The organism is Sulfitobacter sp. EhC04 (assembly GCF_001650875.1).
Lineage (GTDB): Bacteria > Pseudomonadota > Alphaproteobacteria > Rhodobacterales > Rhodobacteraceae > Sulfitobacter.
Genome location: NZ_LXYI01000023.1, coordinates 98,838 through 112,675, shown reverse-complemented (window position 1 = coordinate 112,675; position 13,838 = coordinate 98,838). Strand labels below are relative to the sequence as shown.

The 13,838-nt window shown below is 60.4% G+C and carries 14 protein-coding genes; 5 read left to right on the top strand and 9 right to left on the bottom strand.

All coding sequences use genetic code 11. The annotated features are described in order from the left end of the window. Positions 1–26: 26 nt before the first annotated feature. Together A8B82_RS11260 and A8B82_RS11255 are read right to left on the bottom strand one after the other, a co-directional pair. Positions 27–1,310, bottom strand: coding sequence for an ABC transporter substrate-binding protein (locus A8B82_RS11260; protein ID WP_067292222.1), 1,284 nt, complete (start codon positions 1,308–1,310; stop codon positions 27–29). Between the two features lie 231 nt (positions 1,311–1,541). Then, entirely contained in the window at positions 1,542–1,943 is a 402-nt protein-coding gene (locus A8B82_RS11255) for a carboxymuconolactone decarboxylase family protein (RefSeq protein WP_067292220.1), read from the bottom strand. A gap of 137 nt (positions 1,944–2,080) precedes the next feature. Here A8B82_RS11255 and A8B82_RS11250 point away from each other — a divergent pair, with 137 nt between their 5' ends. After that, positions 2,081–2,779 carry a GntR family transcriptional regulator gene (locus A8B82_RS11250; protein ID WP_067292217.1) on the top strand — a complete coding sequence of 233 codons (699 nt, stop codon included), beginning with the start codon at positions 2,081–2,083 and terminating at the stop codon, positions 2,777–2,779. A 49-nt stretch (positions 2,780–2,828) separates the two neighbouring features. Here the strand turns inward: A8B82_RS11250 and A8B82_RS11245 are convergent, their stop codons facing one another. The 4 genes from A8B82_RS11245 to A8B82_RS11230 form a co-directional block, all read right to left on the bottom strand. Further along, entirely contained in the window at positions 2,829–3,584 is a 756-nt protein-coding gene (locus tag A8B82_RS11245; RefSeq protein WP_067292214.1) for an SDR family NAD(P)-dependent oxidoreductase, read from the bottom strand. A gap of 20 nt (positions 3,585–3,604) precedes the next feature. Next, on the bottom strand, positions 3,605–4,393 hold the full coding sequence (locus A8B82_RS11240; protein WP_067292211.1) for an SDR family NAD(P)-dependent oxidoreductase: 789 nt from the start codon (positions 4,391–4,393) through the stop codon (positions 3,605–3,607). 2 nt (positions 4,394–4,395) lie between these two features. Then, positions 4,396–5,583, bottom strand: coding sequence for a serine hydrolase domain-containing protein (locus A8B82_RS11235; RefSeq protein ID WP_067292209.1), 1,188 nt, complete (start codon positions 5,581–5,583; stop codon positions 4,396–4,398). A 66-nt stretch (positions 5,584–5,649) separates the two neighbouring features. Continuing rightward, entirely contained in the window at positions 5,650–6,456 is an 807-nt protein-coding gene (locus A8B82_RS11230) for an N-acyl homoserine lactonase family protein (protein WP_067292207.1), read from the bottom strand. 119 nt (positions 6,457–6,575) lie between these two features. On the opposite strand from A8B82_RS11230, the gene A8B82_RS11225 reads away from it, so the two are divergent. The 4 genes from A8B82_RS11225 to A8B82_RS11210 all read left to right on the top strand — a co-directional run bounded on the left by A8B82_RS11225 (position 6,576) and on the right by A8B82_RS11210 (position 10,443). Then, positions 6,576–7,589, top strand: coding sequence for a TRAP transporter substrate-binding protein (locus tag A8B82_RS11225; protein ID WP_067292204.1), 1,014 nt, complete (start codon positions 6,576–6,578; stop codon positions 7,587–7,589). A gap of 102 nt (positions 7,590–7,691) precedes the next feature. Further along, positions 7,692–8,210: a TRAP transporter small permease gene (locus A8B82_RS11220; protein WP_161489453.1), complete on the top strand. Its 519-nt coding sequence runs from the start codon at positions 7,692–7,694 to the stop codon at positions 8,208–8,210. Beyond that, the gene (locus tag A8B82_RS11215; protein WP_067292200.1) at positions 8,203–9,513 is read left to right on the top strand and encodes a TRAP transporter large permease; all 1,311 of its coding nucleotides are present in this window, start codon (positions 8,203–8,205) and stop codon (positions 9,511–9,513) included. Before A8B82_RS11220 ends, A8B82_RS11215 begins: the two co-directional genes overlap by 8 nt. Positions 9,514–9,534: 21 nt before the next feature. Beyond that, complete coding sequence (locus A8B82_RS11210) at positions 9,535–10,443, top strand: NAD(P)-dependent oxidoreductase (protein ID WP_067292198.1); 909 nt, start codon at positions 9,535–9,537, stop codon at positions 10,441–10,443. Positions 10,444–10,623: 180 nt separating this feature from the next. Here A8B82_RS11210 and A8B82_RS11205 read toward each other — a convergent pair whose 3' ends face one another. From A8B82_RS11205 to A8B82_RS11195, 3 genes are all read right to left on the bottom strand, one after another. Continuing rightward, positions 10,624–11,604: a nucleotidyltransferase family protein gene (locus tag A8B82_RS11205; RefSeq protein WP_328586498.1), complete on the bottom strand. Its 981-nt coding sequence runs from the start codon at positions 11,602–11,604 to the stop codon at positions 10,624–10,626. Between the two features lie 379 nt (positions 11,605–11,983). Continuing rightward, positions 11,984–12,409 carry an acyl-CoA thioesterase gene (locus tag A8B82_RS11200; RefSeq protein ID WP_067292193.1) on the bottom strand — a complete coding sequence of 142 codons (426 nt, stop codon included), beginning with the start codon at positions 12,407–12,409 and terminating at the stop codon, positions 11,984–11,986. Next, positions 12,409–13,827, bottom strand: coding sequence for a phenylacetate--CoA ligase family protein (locus A8B82_RS11195; protein WP_082899261.1), 1,419 nt, complete (start codon positions 13,825–13,827; stop codon positions 12,409–12,411). Before A8B82_RS11195 ends, A8B82_RS11200 begins: the two co-directional genes overlap by 1 nt. Positions 13,828–13,838: the final 11 nt, after the last annotated feature.

The following is a 13,838-nucleotide window of genomic DNA, read 5'->3' as shown; positions in this document are numbered from 1 at the left end:
CCCGGTCCAGGTGTCGTCGTCTGCGATCAGCCGAAATCGGAGAGCTTCAGGAATTCCTTCTGGATCGGAACGTGAGGCGCGGTGACATTGTTGGTGACATAGAGCTCGTAGGGGAACTTCGACCCCTCCGGGTTCTTGTGCCACTGGCCCATGGTGACCCATGTCGATGCGACCGATTTCATGGGCGAATTGCGGAAATCGACCTTCCCGATGATGGTGTCGATATCCAGGTCGGCAATCGCATCGCGCACCGCATCGCGGTTCTTCGGGTCGCCCGAGTTCTTGAGTGCGGCAAGCGCCACTTCCCAGATCGCGTGGTGATAGCCCATCGGCTGCGCCCACTGCTTGCCGGTGTCTTGCTCGTAAGCACTACAGAATGCATCCGCCGACTGGCCCGTGATTGTGGACGAGTAAGGAAGCTGGCGGTTGAACCAGATTTCCGTCGACATCCCCGCCCCCCGATCACCAAGCACTTCGACTCCGGCGGGAAAGACAAAGGCAGCCGCAATCGAGACGGCCTCAAGGTCGAGACCCATCTGACGCGCCTGCCCGAAGAATGTGGCGAAATGGTTCGGGAAGACCAGGCCGGTCACGATATTTGCCCCGCCTTCGCGGAAGGCCGCAACCTGGTTCGAGAAGTCGTCGACCTGTTCCTTGAAGATGCCGCCTGCGACTTCGGTGAACCCGTTGGCCGACAGTGCGCCGGACATGCCTTGGGAAAACCCGCGGCCAAAATCGTTGTCCTCATAGAAGGTGCCCACGACCGGGTCGATCCCGCTTTCCTTCCACATTCCGATGTAGTTCTCGATGATGTCTGCGCCGGACCAGAAGAACAGGAAGCTGTAGGGATAGCCCGTTTCCGGCGTGCCGCCGCGCGCCGCATAGAACGGTTCCCATTGCAGGATCGTCGAGATGCCCGGCGTCCCATTCTGGTCGCAGATTTCAAGCGCCGGAGCGGCAAGACCGTCGGCCACAAGCAAGAGGTCAACATTTTCCCGCAGCACCAACTCGTTGCCGATGCTCCCCATCCGGTTCGGGTCAGACTGGCTGTCACGCACGAGGATTTCGACATCATAGAGCTTTCCGTCGATTTCCAGCCCGTCCTTCAGGACCTCTTTCACCTGATCGACAACCCAAGGCGCAGTTTCGCCAAAGTTCGACCGAATCCCGGTGATCTGGTCGATATAGCCGATCCGGATCGTGCCTTCAGTCTTCGCGCGGACAATCGACGGCAGCCCGATTGCAGTGGCACCGGCGGTGAGCCCTTTCAAGACACTCCGACGGCTGGTGAGCATGTAACCTTTAGTCATGTGGTCCCTCCCTTTTATTGCTTGTCAGATTGTATGATAATCTACCATCGGTCAATAGGGGTATTTGATTGTATGACAATTCGAGGTGTCCATCGAGGGTGGCGTGTTCGGTCTCTGCGGTGGCAACAGCCCAGGTCCGGGTCCATTCAGCCTGGACATCGGAGAGCGCGGTGAGCATTTGCTGGATTTCAATCCGTGCGTGCGTTGACCCGAGGCAATGATGCGCGGAGATCAGTCGACCTGACCCATTTCCTTCAGCACTTCGTTGGCCGCCTTGAACGCATCAAGCCCGGCGGGAATGCCGCAGTAAACCGTCGCGTGCAGAAGCGTTTCGCGGATTTCCTCGACGCTGACGCCATTGTTCACGGCACCCCGGACATGGAGCTTGATTTCCGCCGCGCGGTTCAATGCCGTCAACATCGCGAGGTTGAGCATGGACCGGGTTTTCTTGTTGAGCGTATCCCGGCCCCAGGCATACCCCCAGCACCACTCTGTCGTGACATGCTGGAACGCCATCATGAAGTCATTTGCCTGTTCTATTGACCCATCGACATACTCTGCCCCAAGCACCTCACGGCGAATATCGAGACCCTCCTCGAACAGCTCTCTGATGGTCTTTTCTTGATTTGTCATTGCATCTGAACCTTGTTTTTTGCCATACAAAAATACAATATAAGAGAAGGCGGCCTGTTTGGCGGGACACCGCCCCAACTCGGACCCGTTGCATCACGCGCAGGTCTTTTTGTCCGTCGTTTCGAAGGAGTCGCAAAATGCCAACCACGCCGATAGCCCAACACATGAACCTCCGAGTGAAAACACTTCCCGGCCTGCGTGAACAGGTGGCAGAACGGTTGCGTATGGCGATTGTCACAGGGCATTTCAAACCGGGCGAGCGGCTCATCGAACGGGAACTTTGCGACAGGATGGGTGTGTCTCGTACCTCGCTGCGTGAAGCGCTTCGCGAACTTCAGGCCGATGGTCTCATCACACTCAAACCCAACAAGGGTATGAGTGTTTCGGTGCTCACCGTCGAAACCACGCGCTCGATCTACGAGGTGCGCCGGATGCTCGAAGGGCTTGCCGCCCGGCTGTTTGCCAAGCGCGCGACACCAGAGCAGATGCAGGCCCTGCGTGAGAGTGTCGACGAGCTGGCGGAGGTGTACCGGAACTTTTCGCCCGAGGCCTTCATCAGGGTGAAAGGCCAGTTCTACGACATCCTGCTCTTGGGGGCCGGGAACGAGGTCGCCGCGGATATGCTGCGTCGCATCCACACCCGTGTCTCGCAATTGCGGGTCGTGTCGCTGTCCAGCGAGGAACGCGCCCAACGGTCGATCAAAGAGCTTCGCGCCTTTTGCGATGCCCTCGAAGCCCGCGACGAAGACCTGGCCTGGGAGCTGTGTCTCGACCATGTCGAGAAGGCGGCGACTGCGGCGCTCTCCTCCATTGCCGAGAGCCAGCCGCAGGACTGACGGCACACCGGCTCCGGGGAAGGGGAATATCTGGTCGGTCGGCATCATCTCAGACCGATTTCACAGTGATACCGCCATCGGCACGCAAAATGGTGCCGGTGACAAAGCTTGCATCCTCGGACAGCAGATAGGCAATTGCGGCGGCGATTTCTTCCTCGCTCCCAAGCCGCCCGAGCGGTGTCTGCGCCTTGCGCTTCTCGTATCCGGCTTCGTCCACGATTGCCCGCGCGCCTGGCGTCGGCACCGCCCCCGGTGTGACCGCGTTCACGCGCAGGCCCTTGGGGCCAAGTTCGACCGCAAGCTGCCGGGTGATCGAGGCGATGGCACCCTTGACAGCCGTGTAAGACGAGGTTCCGGCAGAGCCAACCTCGGACACCGGGGAGGTGATGTTGACCACGGCAGCCGGGGCGTCGCCCTTGTAGGCCAAAAGCGCCTGAACGCCCCAGAAGGCCCCCTTGATCCCCACGTCAAACATGCGCCCGAGCACATCGTCGGTCACATCTTCGATCGGGCCATAGCGAATCCAGATGGCGTCGTTGACGACCCCGGTAAGCGGGCCGAAAGCGTCGGCAAGCGTTTTCGCGGCCTGCATGACCTGACTGCGGTCGGCGGCATCGGCAACCAGCGGGATGGCCCGCCCCCCGATTTGTACGATGGCCGCTGCCGTGGCCTTGGCGAGACCCTCGTCGATGTCGAAAACGCCCACCGCTGCGGCACGCTCTGCCAGCAACCTCGCTGTCGCGGCCCCGATCCCCCGGCCCGCCCCGGTGATCAGGACAACCTGATCTGCATGTCTTTGTGTCATGTCATTCTCCCAAAGGGCGCTTAGCCCGCGCTATTGTCCGGGACCCCGCCGTAGAGCAACCATAGGCCCGTCGCGAGCGTCCCGCTGTCGACAGGCAGCTCGATCCCGGTGATCGCGGCCGCTTCGTCAGACAGTAAAAAGTGAATGGCATTCGCCACTTGCTCTGGCATGACGAGCCGACCGAGCGCAGTTTGCCGGATCATTGCATCCGGACTGCGCTCGCCACGCGCGTAGCTGGCTTCGACCGCCGGCGTCCTGGTTGGACCCGGATGGACGGTGTTGCACCGCACTCCCTCGCGCCCCCAAGCGACCGCGAAATTCCGCGTCATGTTGATGATACCGGCCTTGGTGGGCCCATAGCCCATCAACGGGCTGGAGTTCAGCGAGGTGATCGAACCGACCGTGACGATTGAGCCGCGCCGCCGCGCGCGCATCGGATTGCCGAACGCATTGAGCGTCTTGAACGTCCCGGTGAGGTTCACCCGCACGATCGCGTCCCACTCGTCCTCGTCCTGATCCTGCGGATTATGCGGGTTTTCAAGATGCGCGGCGACACAGGCTAGGGCCTCGACCGGGCCCATCTCGGCCTCAACCCAGTCGGCGGCCGCCCGGATGCTGTCGCCATCGCCCAGGTCGATTTCACGGGCGATGCCCCCGGTCTCGGAGGCGATTTTGCGCGCAAGGTCCATGTCGCGATCCAGGATCGCGACCTGCCAGCCCGCCGCCCGCAAACGCACAACGGTCGCCGCGCCAATACCACCCGCTCCGCCGGTTACGGCAGCCACCCGGTCAAGTTGCTTACCGCCCATGCTTACAGCCCCGCATAGAGCGCTTCGATGATGCGGCGGGCGCGCGGTCCGTTGTCGCCCCGCGCATGCATCTTGTTGCACGAATAGGCAAAGCCGATATTCGCATCCGGATCACCGAAACCTATCGAACCGCCAAACCCGTGATGCCCGAAGGACCGGGGGTTCGGTCCCATCCAGACGGCCTCTTCGGTATTGAGCAGGATGCCGCGTCCCTGGTGGTAATGGCGCTGTTGCATCCGCTCGTACTGGTGGTGCCGCTCCGTAATCATGCCCTCGACCGTCTCCGGTGACATGAGCGTCACGCCATCTAGCGACCCGCCCCGCACCACAGTTCCGTAGACCTTGGCGATGGTCCGCGCAGTACCGTGACCGTTGGCGCTGGCGATTTCCGCGGTCCGCCAATCTTTCGAATTAAGCGTCACCCCGATTGGCTCGTCCGGGTGCTGGACAAAGCCCTTTGCCAAAAGTGTGTCCGGCTCCGTGTCCTTGCGCTCAAGCAAGGTCCCGGCAAGCGTCGGCACCAGAGTGGCGACGCGGGTTTCGATCTCTTCGTCGGTCAGATCACCGATCTTATAATCGCCACCAAGCGGCTGAATCACACGCTCCTGGATCACGTCCTTGAACCGCTTGCCGGTCACCCGGCGTGCAATCTCGCCCAACAGGTTGCCCTGCGTGTGGATGTGATAGGCGGCAATCGTACCCGGCTCCCAAAGCGGCGCCTGCTTTTCAAGCGCCGAGACGATCAGGTCGCAATCAAAGATGGCACCCTTATAGAGCGGGTCCGTCACCACCGGCAGCGCGCAGGTATGGTCGAGCACCATCGAAACGGTGATATCTTCTTTCCCGTTTTGCGCGAATTCCGGCCAATAGGTCGCGACCTTTTCGGACGGATCGACCAACCCTTCGGAAATCAGCCCGTTGAAGGTGATGCCGGAAATGCCCTTCGCCACGGACATCATGCAGACGATGGTGTCTTTCTCCCACGGCTTCGAGAAATCGGCATCACGGTAGCCGCCCCACAGATCCGCGACTTGCTCGCCATCAATGAATATGGCCGTGGACGCCCCGATTTCCTCTTCCGTCGCGAAGTTCTCAGCGAAGGCCCCGGCAACGCCCTCAAAGCCGCTTTTGACCCAGCCGGTCAGTTGAAAATCATGGCCGCGTGCGGTCACGGTCTTGTCGAATTGCATGAGGTCCTCCGAAGATTTGTTCGAGTGCTACCAGTTTGTATGACAAACTGTCAACATACCATACTATCATTTTGCGACAGGCGCGAGATCGAGCCGAAGAATATTGGGCTCACCCTCGCTCAGTGAGGGCCAACGGCGGGCGACCTCCGGATCGTGGCCGGGGATCAGAAGATCCGGGTCCCCACCCGCCAGCGCTTCGCATTTCCGATACCCCTCAAGCATGTCCCCGACGCTGTAAACCAGTGGGAAGGGCGCGCGCCGGGTCCGATTTTCGGTAAAGTGGAACGCGTCGGAGGCCAGCACCAGCGGGCCACGCTTCGTCATCACGCGGACAACCTGAAGCCCGTTTGTATGGCCGCCGATCCGGTGCAGCGTGATGCCCGGCACAATCTCGCTATCGCCATCGTGGAATGTCATTCGGCCACCATGGACCAGGCGCACTGCGTCAACGACATCCTCCACGTGGAACGGCGCCGACAGACAGGCGTGGCACATGGGCCTGCCGGTGGCATAGGCCATCTCTGCATCCTGAATGTGAAACTGCGCCGCCGGGAAATCACCCAGCGTGCCGGCATGATCATAGTGAAGATGCGTCAGCACAACGGTCCGGACCGTCGCCGCATCCATACCGAGGCGCGTCAGCATTTGTGCTGGGGTAGCCAACAGAGTGCGCCCCCGCGCCGCCGCCTGCGCATGGCCAAACCCTGTATCGACCACAACCTCCAGATCGGGCCCACGGATGACCCAAATATAGTAATCGAGCGGCATCGGACCCTCATGCAGGTCCATCCCCGGCATGAAGTTCTCGCGCCGCGGGCGATCCGGCGCCGTCGTCGCGTAGCGCAAGGCATAGACCTGATACATGGAGGGCATCCCTACCTCATTGTGGATTTCATCTTGAATTACCATATCGTCGTGTTGTATGACAAGCTGGCAATGTGTAAAATTAATTGCACAGGCAAACTTGCGCTTTACCTGCTTGGGAGGAAACCATGAAATTCACGACGCTCTTCGCCTCGGCGATAGCGGCCCTGTCGTTCACAAACGCCAGTTTCGCACAGGACTACCCGGAAATGACGCTGCGATACTCGTCAAACATCCCGGAAGTGGTCAATACATCGAAAATCGACACCTATTTCTCGTCAGAGATCGAAAAACGGTCGGGCGGAAAGATCAAGATCCAGCACTTCTGGGCCAACACCCTTGGCGGCGAATCCGAAATCGTCGACCTTGTCGGATCCGGTGCTGTGGACCTTGGCCTGATCGTCATGGGCAATCAGGCATCCCGGATGCCCTTTGCCGCGGTGACCAACGCGCTGCCGCTGACCTACCGGGACGGGCCGAAGCTGAACCAATTGACACGTGGCATCATGACCAGCAATCCGACGGTCGTGGCCGAGCTGGACCGGGCGGGTCTTCATCCGCTCCTGTTCCGTTACCTGCCCGACTATCGAATCTACTGCAGCAAGCCGATGAAGACGATGGCGGACTTCAAGAACACGAAGATCCGGTCCTATGGGTCGTTTGTGCCGGTGATGTTCGAAAGCCTGGGCGCGGTGCCGGTGAACATCCCGCCCATCGACATGATCCAGGCGATGCAATCCGGCGCGATGGATTGCACTTACATGTTCGACTCGGCGGTGAAGGCATTCAAGATTGATCAGGTTGCCGAATACGCGACTGACCTGTCCTTCGGCGTGATCTCGGCCCACACCCTGTTTGTCGGGAAAGATAAATGGGAAAGCTGGCCTGAGGACGTGCGAAAGCTGTTCGAAGACGTGGCAGCCGACGCCGAAGCCTTTGGCAACGAATTGATCGCCAAAGACGAGGTCGGCGCCGTGGCGGCGATCACCCAGGCAGGTCTTGAAATCGTGCCCTTCGAGGAAAAGGCCGCTTTTGAAGCTGCAACACCTGACATGCTCGACATCTGGGTCGAAAGCATGGCCAAATCAGGCAAGGGCGACGACGCCCAGGCACTTGCGGTTTACATTCGCGAAAATCGCTGACCCCCTGCTCCAACGCAACACTTCAGGGACGGGGCACGCCCCGTCCTTTTTCACTGCTGACCCGAGGTCTCCATGCTTCTTTTTTCCAGACTTGAATGGCTCTTGAGGAAACTCTCCTATCTCGGGTTTCTTGCAGCCTCTTTCCTGCTTCTGTTCGTCGGCGTTATGGGAACCGCCGATGTTATTTCGACCAACCTGTTCTATACACCGATCCCCGGCATGGTCGAATTGTCCGGTGCGTTGCTGGCCGTGATTGTCTTTCTTGGCCTCGCCGAGGCGCAGGCCCGCGGATCGCATATCGTCATCGACGTGGCGACGTCGGCCATGGGGCCACGCGCGCATAAATTCTCTGCCCTGTTTTCGCTGGCGACCGGGATGGTCTTCATGGGGGTCGTCGCATGGCATACCAGCGAGTTGGCGCTGAAATCGCTCAGCTACAACGAAACCGCGCTCGGTGCGCTGGCCTTTCCGCTGCCGCCGTTCAAAGCGCTTGCCGCTTTCGGCGCCTGGCTCTCGGCCGCCGAATTTGCCCGACAGCTTCTGCTTCGACTGATAACCCCCGCCGGTGTCCCGATCACGTCTGACACCAACACTGTGAACAAGGACGCCGCCGATGTTTGATCCCCTCAGCCTCGGTGCGGTCGCCATTGCCGCAATGCTGATCCTGGCCGTCCTCGGCGTGCCCGTGGGTATCGCCATGGGCTCTGTCGCCATCGTGGGCCTTTGGGTGACCGGCGGCGCGAATTTTGCACTTTCGGTCATAACCAACCTGCCATTCGCCACGGCATCGGATTACGCCTTTGTCGTTATTCCGATGTTCGTTCTGATGGGCGCAATTGCGTCTTCCTCGGGCATCACGAACGAGCTTTTCCGCTTCTCCAACCTGATCCTGCGATCTTCGCGCGGAGCGCTTTACCAGGCGACGATCCTGTCGTCGGCAGGCTTTGCGGCGATTTCCGGCTCCACCCTCGTGAATGCCGCACTCTTTACCCGTATCGCGCTGGGAGAAATGCTCCGGCTTGGCTATGACAAGGCGCTTTCTGCGGGTGCCATCGCCGCCGCTGGCACCATCGCTGCGCTGATTCCGCCCTCCATCAGCTTTGTGATCTACGGGCTTCTCACTGGCGAAAGCGTCGCCGAGCTTCTGATTGCCGGGATGCTCCCCGGCATCCTGACCGCCGCGGCCTATATGGTCGGGGTCTACTTCTTTGTGCGGTTGCGCCCCGAGCTGGCACCTGAACCGCAACCGCGCGCCTCACTGAGGGAAATAGGGCACAGCGCGCTCAACCTCTGGGCCACTTTCCTGCTGGCGGCCCTGGTGATCGGTGGCATTTACCTCGGCTACACGACCCCCTCCGGGGCGGGCGCGCTTGGGGCCACCGGCGCGCTTCTGATTGCGCTGTTCCGCCGCAAGCTCACCTGGGCTTCGCTCTCCGACAACCTGCGCTCCACCGCTGCGGTCACCGCCTCGCTCTTCATCGTCATCATCGGCGGGCTGATGTTCACACGGTTCTTCCTTGTCGCGGGCACCGTGACCGATGCGACCTCGCTGATGCAGTCACTGGAAATCTCGCCGATGGCCTTCATCATCTTGCTGGCTTTCGTCTTCGTTATCCTCGGCATGTTCATGGACCCGATGGCGATGCAGGTCATGACGCTGCCCTTCGTCTATCCCATCGTGACCTCGATGGGCTTCGACGGCATCTGGTTCGGCGTCATCATGGTGAAGCTGGTTGAACTTGCGGTGCTCTCGCCGCCTGTCGGAATGAACCTCTTCGCCGTGATCGGTGCCTCCGAAGGCCGTGTGAAGTTGCCGGAAATCTATCGCGGGATTCTCCCGTTCATTGTCATCGAGGTGATCGTTCTGGCGCTGCTGATCGCCTTCCCCCAGATCTCGCTCTGGCTGCCTGGCCAGATGATGTAACCAAAGACAAAAGGACTACCTATGGCACAACCGACTGTCGGATTCATCGGCCTTGGCGCGATGGGCGAACCCATGGCAAAACGTGTGGCGGGCGCTGGCTTTCCCTTAGTGGTGCTCGACGCGAACGCGGACAAAGCCGCCGAGATCGCCAAAGTCACCGGGGGGACCGCCGCCGCGCACGGCAAGGAACTCGCGGAACGCGCCGACGTTATCGTGACCATGCTGCCCTCCTCCGACATCGTGCGCGCGGCACTTGACGGCGACACTGGCGTCATTGCGGGGCTCAAGCCCGGCACCGTGATCCTCGAGATGTCCTCGGGTGTGCCCGATACCACCCGGATGATTGCCACCGAACTTGCGGCGCATAATGTCACCTTGCTGGATTGCCCTGTCTCCGGCGGCGTTTCCCGCGCCATCAGCGGCGAGCTTGCCATCATGGCGGGCGGAGAGGACGCCGACTTCAAGCTGGGCGAACCGGTTCTCGCCACGATGGGAAGCTCGATCACCCGCACAGGACCGGTCGGCTCGGCACATGCGATGAAGGCGCTCAACAACCTTGTGTCGGCAGGCGGGTTCCTGATCGGCATCGAAGCGCTCCTGATCGGAAGCCGCTTCGGTCTCGACCCCGCGCTGATGGTCGATGTGCTCAATGTTTCGACCGGAATGAACAACTCCACCCAGAAGAAGTTCAAGCAGTTCGTCCTGTCGCGCAAGTTCAATGCGGGCTTCGGGCTGGACCTTATGGTCAAGGATCTTGGCATCGCCTTGGGCGTGGCCGAAACGACCGGCACCACGGTGCCCTTTGCGATCCTCTGCCGGGAGATGTGGCAGGGCGCTCAGAAAGCGCTGGGGCCGGGGCTGGATCACACGCATATGGCGCGCTTTTCCGAAATGCTCACCGGGGACGAACTTCATCCCGCCGCGGAATGACCTCAATGGCGCGCGCGGCACATTGTTCGGCGGATCGTACGGAATCGGTCGGGCCACCGCGCAGGAGGCCAGCGCCGCCGACACCAGGATCACGCTGATGTTCCGAACGTCTCGCCCGTGCAACCGAAATGCGGGGCGGGACAGGAACACCTCTGTTCCTGCGCTGCGCGGGTGGCCATGCTACCCCGCCTCGCAGCTCATCAGCATCGCCTGTGTGCCTGGCATTCGCTCCAGCGTCCGTTCGATCCTCTCGCGCCACTTGGGGCCGCGCTCCATTGCGTCGGCATAGGCTTCCCAGATGTCGGAGGGGCGATCCTCGGACATGGTTTCGATAATGAATGCGGCCTGCTGGCGGTCCTTTTCGGCCTTGAAGGACCCTGAGCCGTCGCGGCGGCGGTCAGCAACGATCAGCTTGTGGATGGCGAACTTCTCGGGGCGGGGAATCTGCACAAGGATACCGTCCCGATAAAGCGCGACGGCGTGGATCGGTTCCGAGATCAGGTAGTTCAAATGATGCAGGGCCCGCGCCTTGACGCCGAGGGCAGGCAGGTCGCGAATGCCTTCTTCGGCATCAAAAGACGGCGTCAGGAATTCGATCATCATGCCCGTTTGTCCGCTTTGCCGCCAGCGCCAGACGCTGTCGCGGTCAAGTCCCTGAACGGGATCGAATTTGAGCGCCGAAAATGTCCGGGCCAGGGATGGTTCGACGGCGTCTTGCAAGGCGACCGACAGACGCTCGAATTGCGCGATGTCGACGTCTCCGGTGTTCGCTACACTGCCAAGGGGAAGGGTGGCACCCAGGTCTCCCTCCATCAAGCGAAAGGCGTTCGTGCCAATGAGTGTGCCGCCCAGCCGGAACGTTCCGACTTTGGCCATGGCAAGCAGCAAGCCACCTGTGCCCCGGTCCACCGGCGTCATACCCTCGGCGCGCAGCAGACGCGCGAGGCGGGCGCGTTCGCGCTTGCGCTCGGATGCCAGCTCGCGCAGTTCGTTCATGCGGTCCACACGATTGCGCGTCTCGGGATTGTCCGGCCCGATATACCAGAATTTCACATCACTTCCGATTTTCTCGGCTGCGTACCAGTAGGTCTTGCCGCCACGTTCCTTGGTGACAAGCGAGCCGCGGACATTCGCGATCATGTCGTCTTTCAGAAGACGCAATAGATCTCCATAAGCGGAGCGTGCCACTGAACTCAGGTTCGCCATAACGCCCTCCGGGTTGCTGCCACGGTAAACCTATATATTTTGGTTTACCGTGGCAATCAGTAAACCAATTCTTTTCCGTTTACCGAGGGAGGCACTTCGCCACGCAGCATTGCGATACTGGGCCGCCTCACGCGGACCAGCAGGTGGGATCACGGATATCAGATCTCCGGCACCCGCACCTGTTCGACCCCGCGCCGCCCGGTCTTCAGCCCAAGCTGTACCTCGACGTCGATGCTGGACCTGGCAGAGCGCCATACCTCTTCAACGTCGAACCGGGTAATAGCAAAGCGGTGATAGGCCCGATCATGTCGTCGAGCAAGCGATGCCGGTCTGTCTAGGCAGGACTGTGACTATCGCGAAATCGCGCGGCCAGCGCGTCGGGTATCTTTGCCGATTTCAAACCCTTCTCAGGGTCTTTGACGGTCCAGACGCGGGTCTCGAAACCTTCGACACAGACATGACCATTCTTCGTCAGTGTATGTTTGACGTCAAAACTCCGGTCTTTTAGGTCCACGATCTCGGTCGTGATTTCGACATCTTCGCCATACCGGCAGGGTGCCTTGAACACCGCGCGCGTCTCAACGATGGGGCAGCCGGCGGCGCCGAACAGCGCCAGCATCTCCTGCTTTGGCCAACCCGCAGCTTCGTAAAGCATTGCCGTGCCGTGATCGAACCATCGGAAAAACTGGGGATTGAAAACGATACCGGCAGGGTCGCAATCACCCCATTCGACACGGCGCGTAAGTTTATTGGTCAGCATCACATATTCCTTTCGTCGAACACCCGTTTGGCCTTCATCTCGGATTTCGGCAAGGTTTTGGGGGCAACAACATCGACGTCACACCGAACCTCGCATCGCGATCTTACGGCAGCGGCCACCTGAGCAGCAGCGCCCGGATCGGTGTGTTCGACAACAACTGTCAGCGTGTCGAGGCCACTGTCAGTCCGTGACAGGCGGATTTGAAACTCGTCGCCCGTGCCAGGCACAGATCGAACAGCCTCTTCGATTTGAACCGGGAAGAATTTGATGCCGCGAAGATTGATCAAGTCGTCTGCCCGGCCGGTCATGCAGCCCATCGCCTTGAGGTGATTTCGCCCGCAAGGACACGGGGTGCTGTCGAGCATCGTGTAGTCGCCGACGAGAAAGCGAAGATGCGGTGAGGTTTCCGAGCACAGGTTGGTGCAGACCGTCAACCCGCGTTCGCCTTCGTTCAAGGGCACAAGTGTTTCGGCATCGACCGTTTCCCAGATCTGGATATCTTCCATGAGATGCATGAACGGCACGCCGCCAGACTGGCTCTCAGCGCAGGAATATCCGCCACAATGCGGTGATACCTCCGTGCAACCGTAGAATTCGGCAATCTTTGCACCCCAAAGGTTCTTGAGCCTGTCTCCGGTCCCTTCGACGCCCGAAGCCGCCTCGCCTCCGATGACAAGGGTCTTGACCGAGGATGCAGCGGGATCAATGCCCAAGTCCTCCATGACGCTGGCAATATAGAGCGCATAGGATGGCGTGCAGACGAGCGTGCTGGGATTGAACCGTTGGATCAGGTCCACGCGGGCCTTGCTGTCCAGGCCACCTCCGGGGATGACCGGAAGACCCATCGCGGCCAGAGCATACTGTGCGCCCCATGCAAAGACATGCGGGCCGAACCCCACCAACGGCAGGGCGCTGTCGCCCTTGCGCAGGCCACCGGAGTGCAGGGCGCGGGCATTTGCCTGTTCCCAGAATTGCCGGTCAAAATGAGTGTAGCGGAACACGCGTGGCACGCCCGTTGTGCCTGAAGACGAAAAGAGCATCCATCCTCGATCCGCCCACTCTGCATCGCCACAGGCCGTGTATGTTCCGTAAGGCGGGTTCGCCGTGACGTCATCCATCATCTCCTGCTTGGTGATGACGGGCCATTTTGCAATCAGATCATCAACTGATGCAAGGTCAGTAGGCGCCATCCCCAATCTGTCGAACCGCGCGCGATAGAAGGCACTGTTCTCGTACAGAAACGGCGCGACAGAAGCGACTTTCTGGTCCTGGACCGCCCGGATGTGATCACGGGACCAGGTGTCCTGCTCGGACCAGAAGCGGTCCGAGACAGGCGCGTTCCGCACGTCGGCATGGGTTTCCAAGACATCTTTCCAACGGCGACGGGTCACCTCGGCGCGGTTTGATGGATGCGTCATTTCCTGCCCTT

Excerpts from the sequence above, each read along its gene's own strand:
- A8B82_RS11260 (WP_067292222.1), bottom strand. The coding sequence starts at position 1,310 with ATGACTAAAGGTTACATGCTCACCAGCCGTCGGAGTGTCTTGAAAGGG.
- A8B82_RS11255 (WP_067292220.1), bottom strand. The coding sequence starts at position 1,943 with ATGACAAATCAAGAAAAGACCATCAGAGAGCTGTTCGAGGAGGGTCTC.
- A8B82_RS11250 (WP_067292217.1), top strand. The coding sequence starts at position 2,081 with ATGCCAACCACGCCGATAGCCCAACACATGAACCTCCGAGTGAAAACA.
- A8B82_RS11245 (WP_067292214.1), bottom strand. The coding sequence starts at position 3,584 with ATGACACAAAGACATGCAGATCAGGTTGTCCTGATCACCGGGGCGGGC.
- A8B82_RS11240 (WP_067292211.1), bottom strand. The coding sequence starts at position 4,393 with ATGGGCGGTAAGCAACTTGACCGGGTGGCTGCCGTAACCGGCGGAGCG.
- A8B82_RS11235 (WP_067292209.1), bottom strand. The coding sequence starts at position 5,583 with ATGCAATTCGACAAGACCGTGACCGCACGCGGCCATGATTTTCAACTG.
- A8B82_RS11230 (WP_067292207.1), bottom strand. The coding sequence starts at position 6,456 with ATGCCCTCCATGTATCAGGTCTATGCCTTGCGCTACGCGACGACGGCG.
- A8B82_RS11225 (WP_067292204.1), top strand. The coding sequence starts at position 6,576 with ATGAAATTCACGACGCTCTTCGCCTCGGCGATAGCGGCCCTGTCGTTC.
- A8B82_RS11215 (WP_067292200.1), top strand. The coding sequence starts at position 8,203 with ATGTTTGATCCCCTCAGCCTCGGTGCGGTCGCCATTGCCGCAATGCTG.
- A8B82_RS11210 (WP_067292198.1), top strand. The coding sequence starts at position 9,535 with ATGGCACAACCGACTGTCGGATTCATCGGCCTTGGCGCGATGGGCGAA.
- A8B82_RS11200 (WP_067292193.1), bottom strand. The coding sequence starts at position 12,409 with ATGCTGACCAATAAACTTACGCGCCGTGTCGAATGGGGTGATTGCGAC.
- A8B82_RS11195 (WP_082899261.1), bottom strand. The coding sequence starts at position 13,827 with ATGACGCATCCATCAAACCGCGCCGAGGTGACCCGTCGCCGTTGGAAA.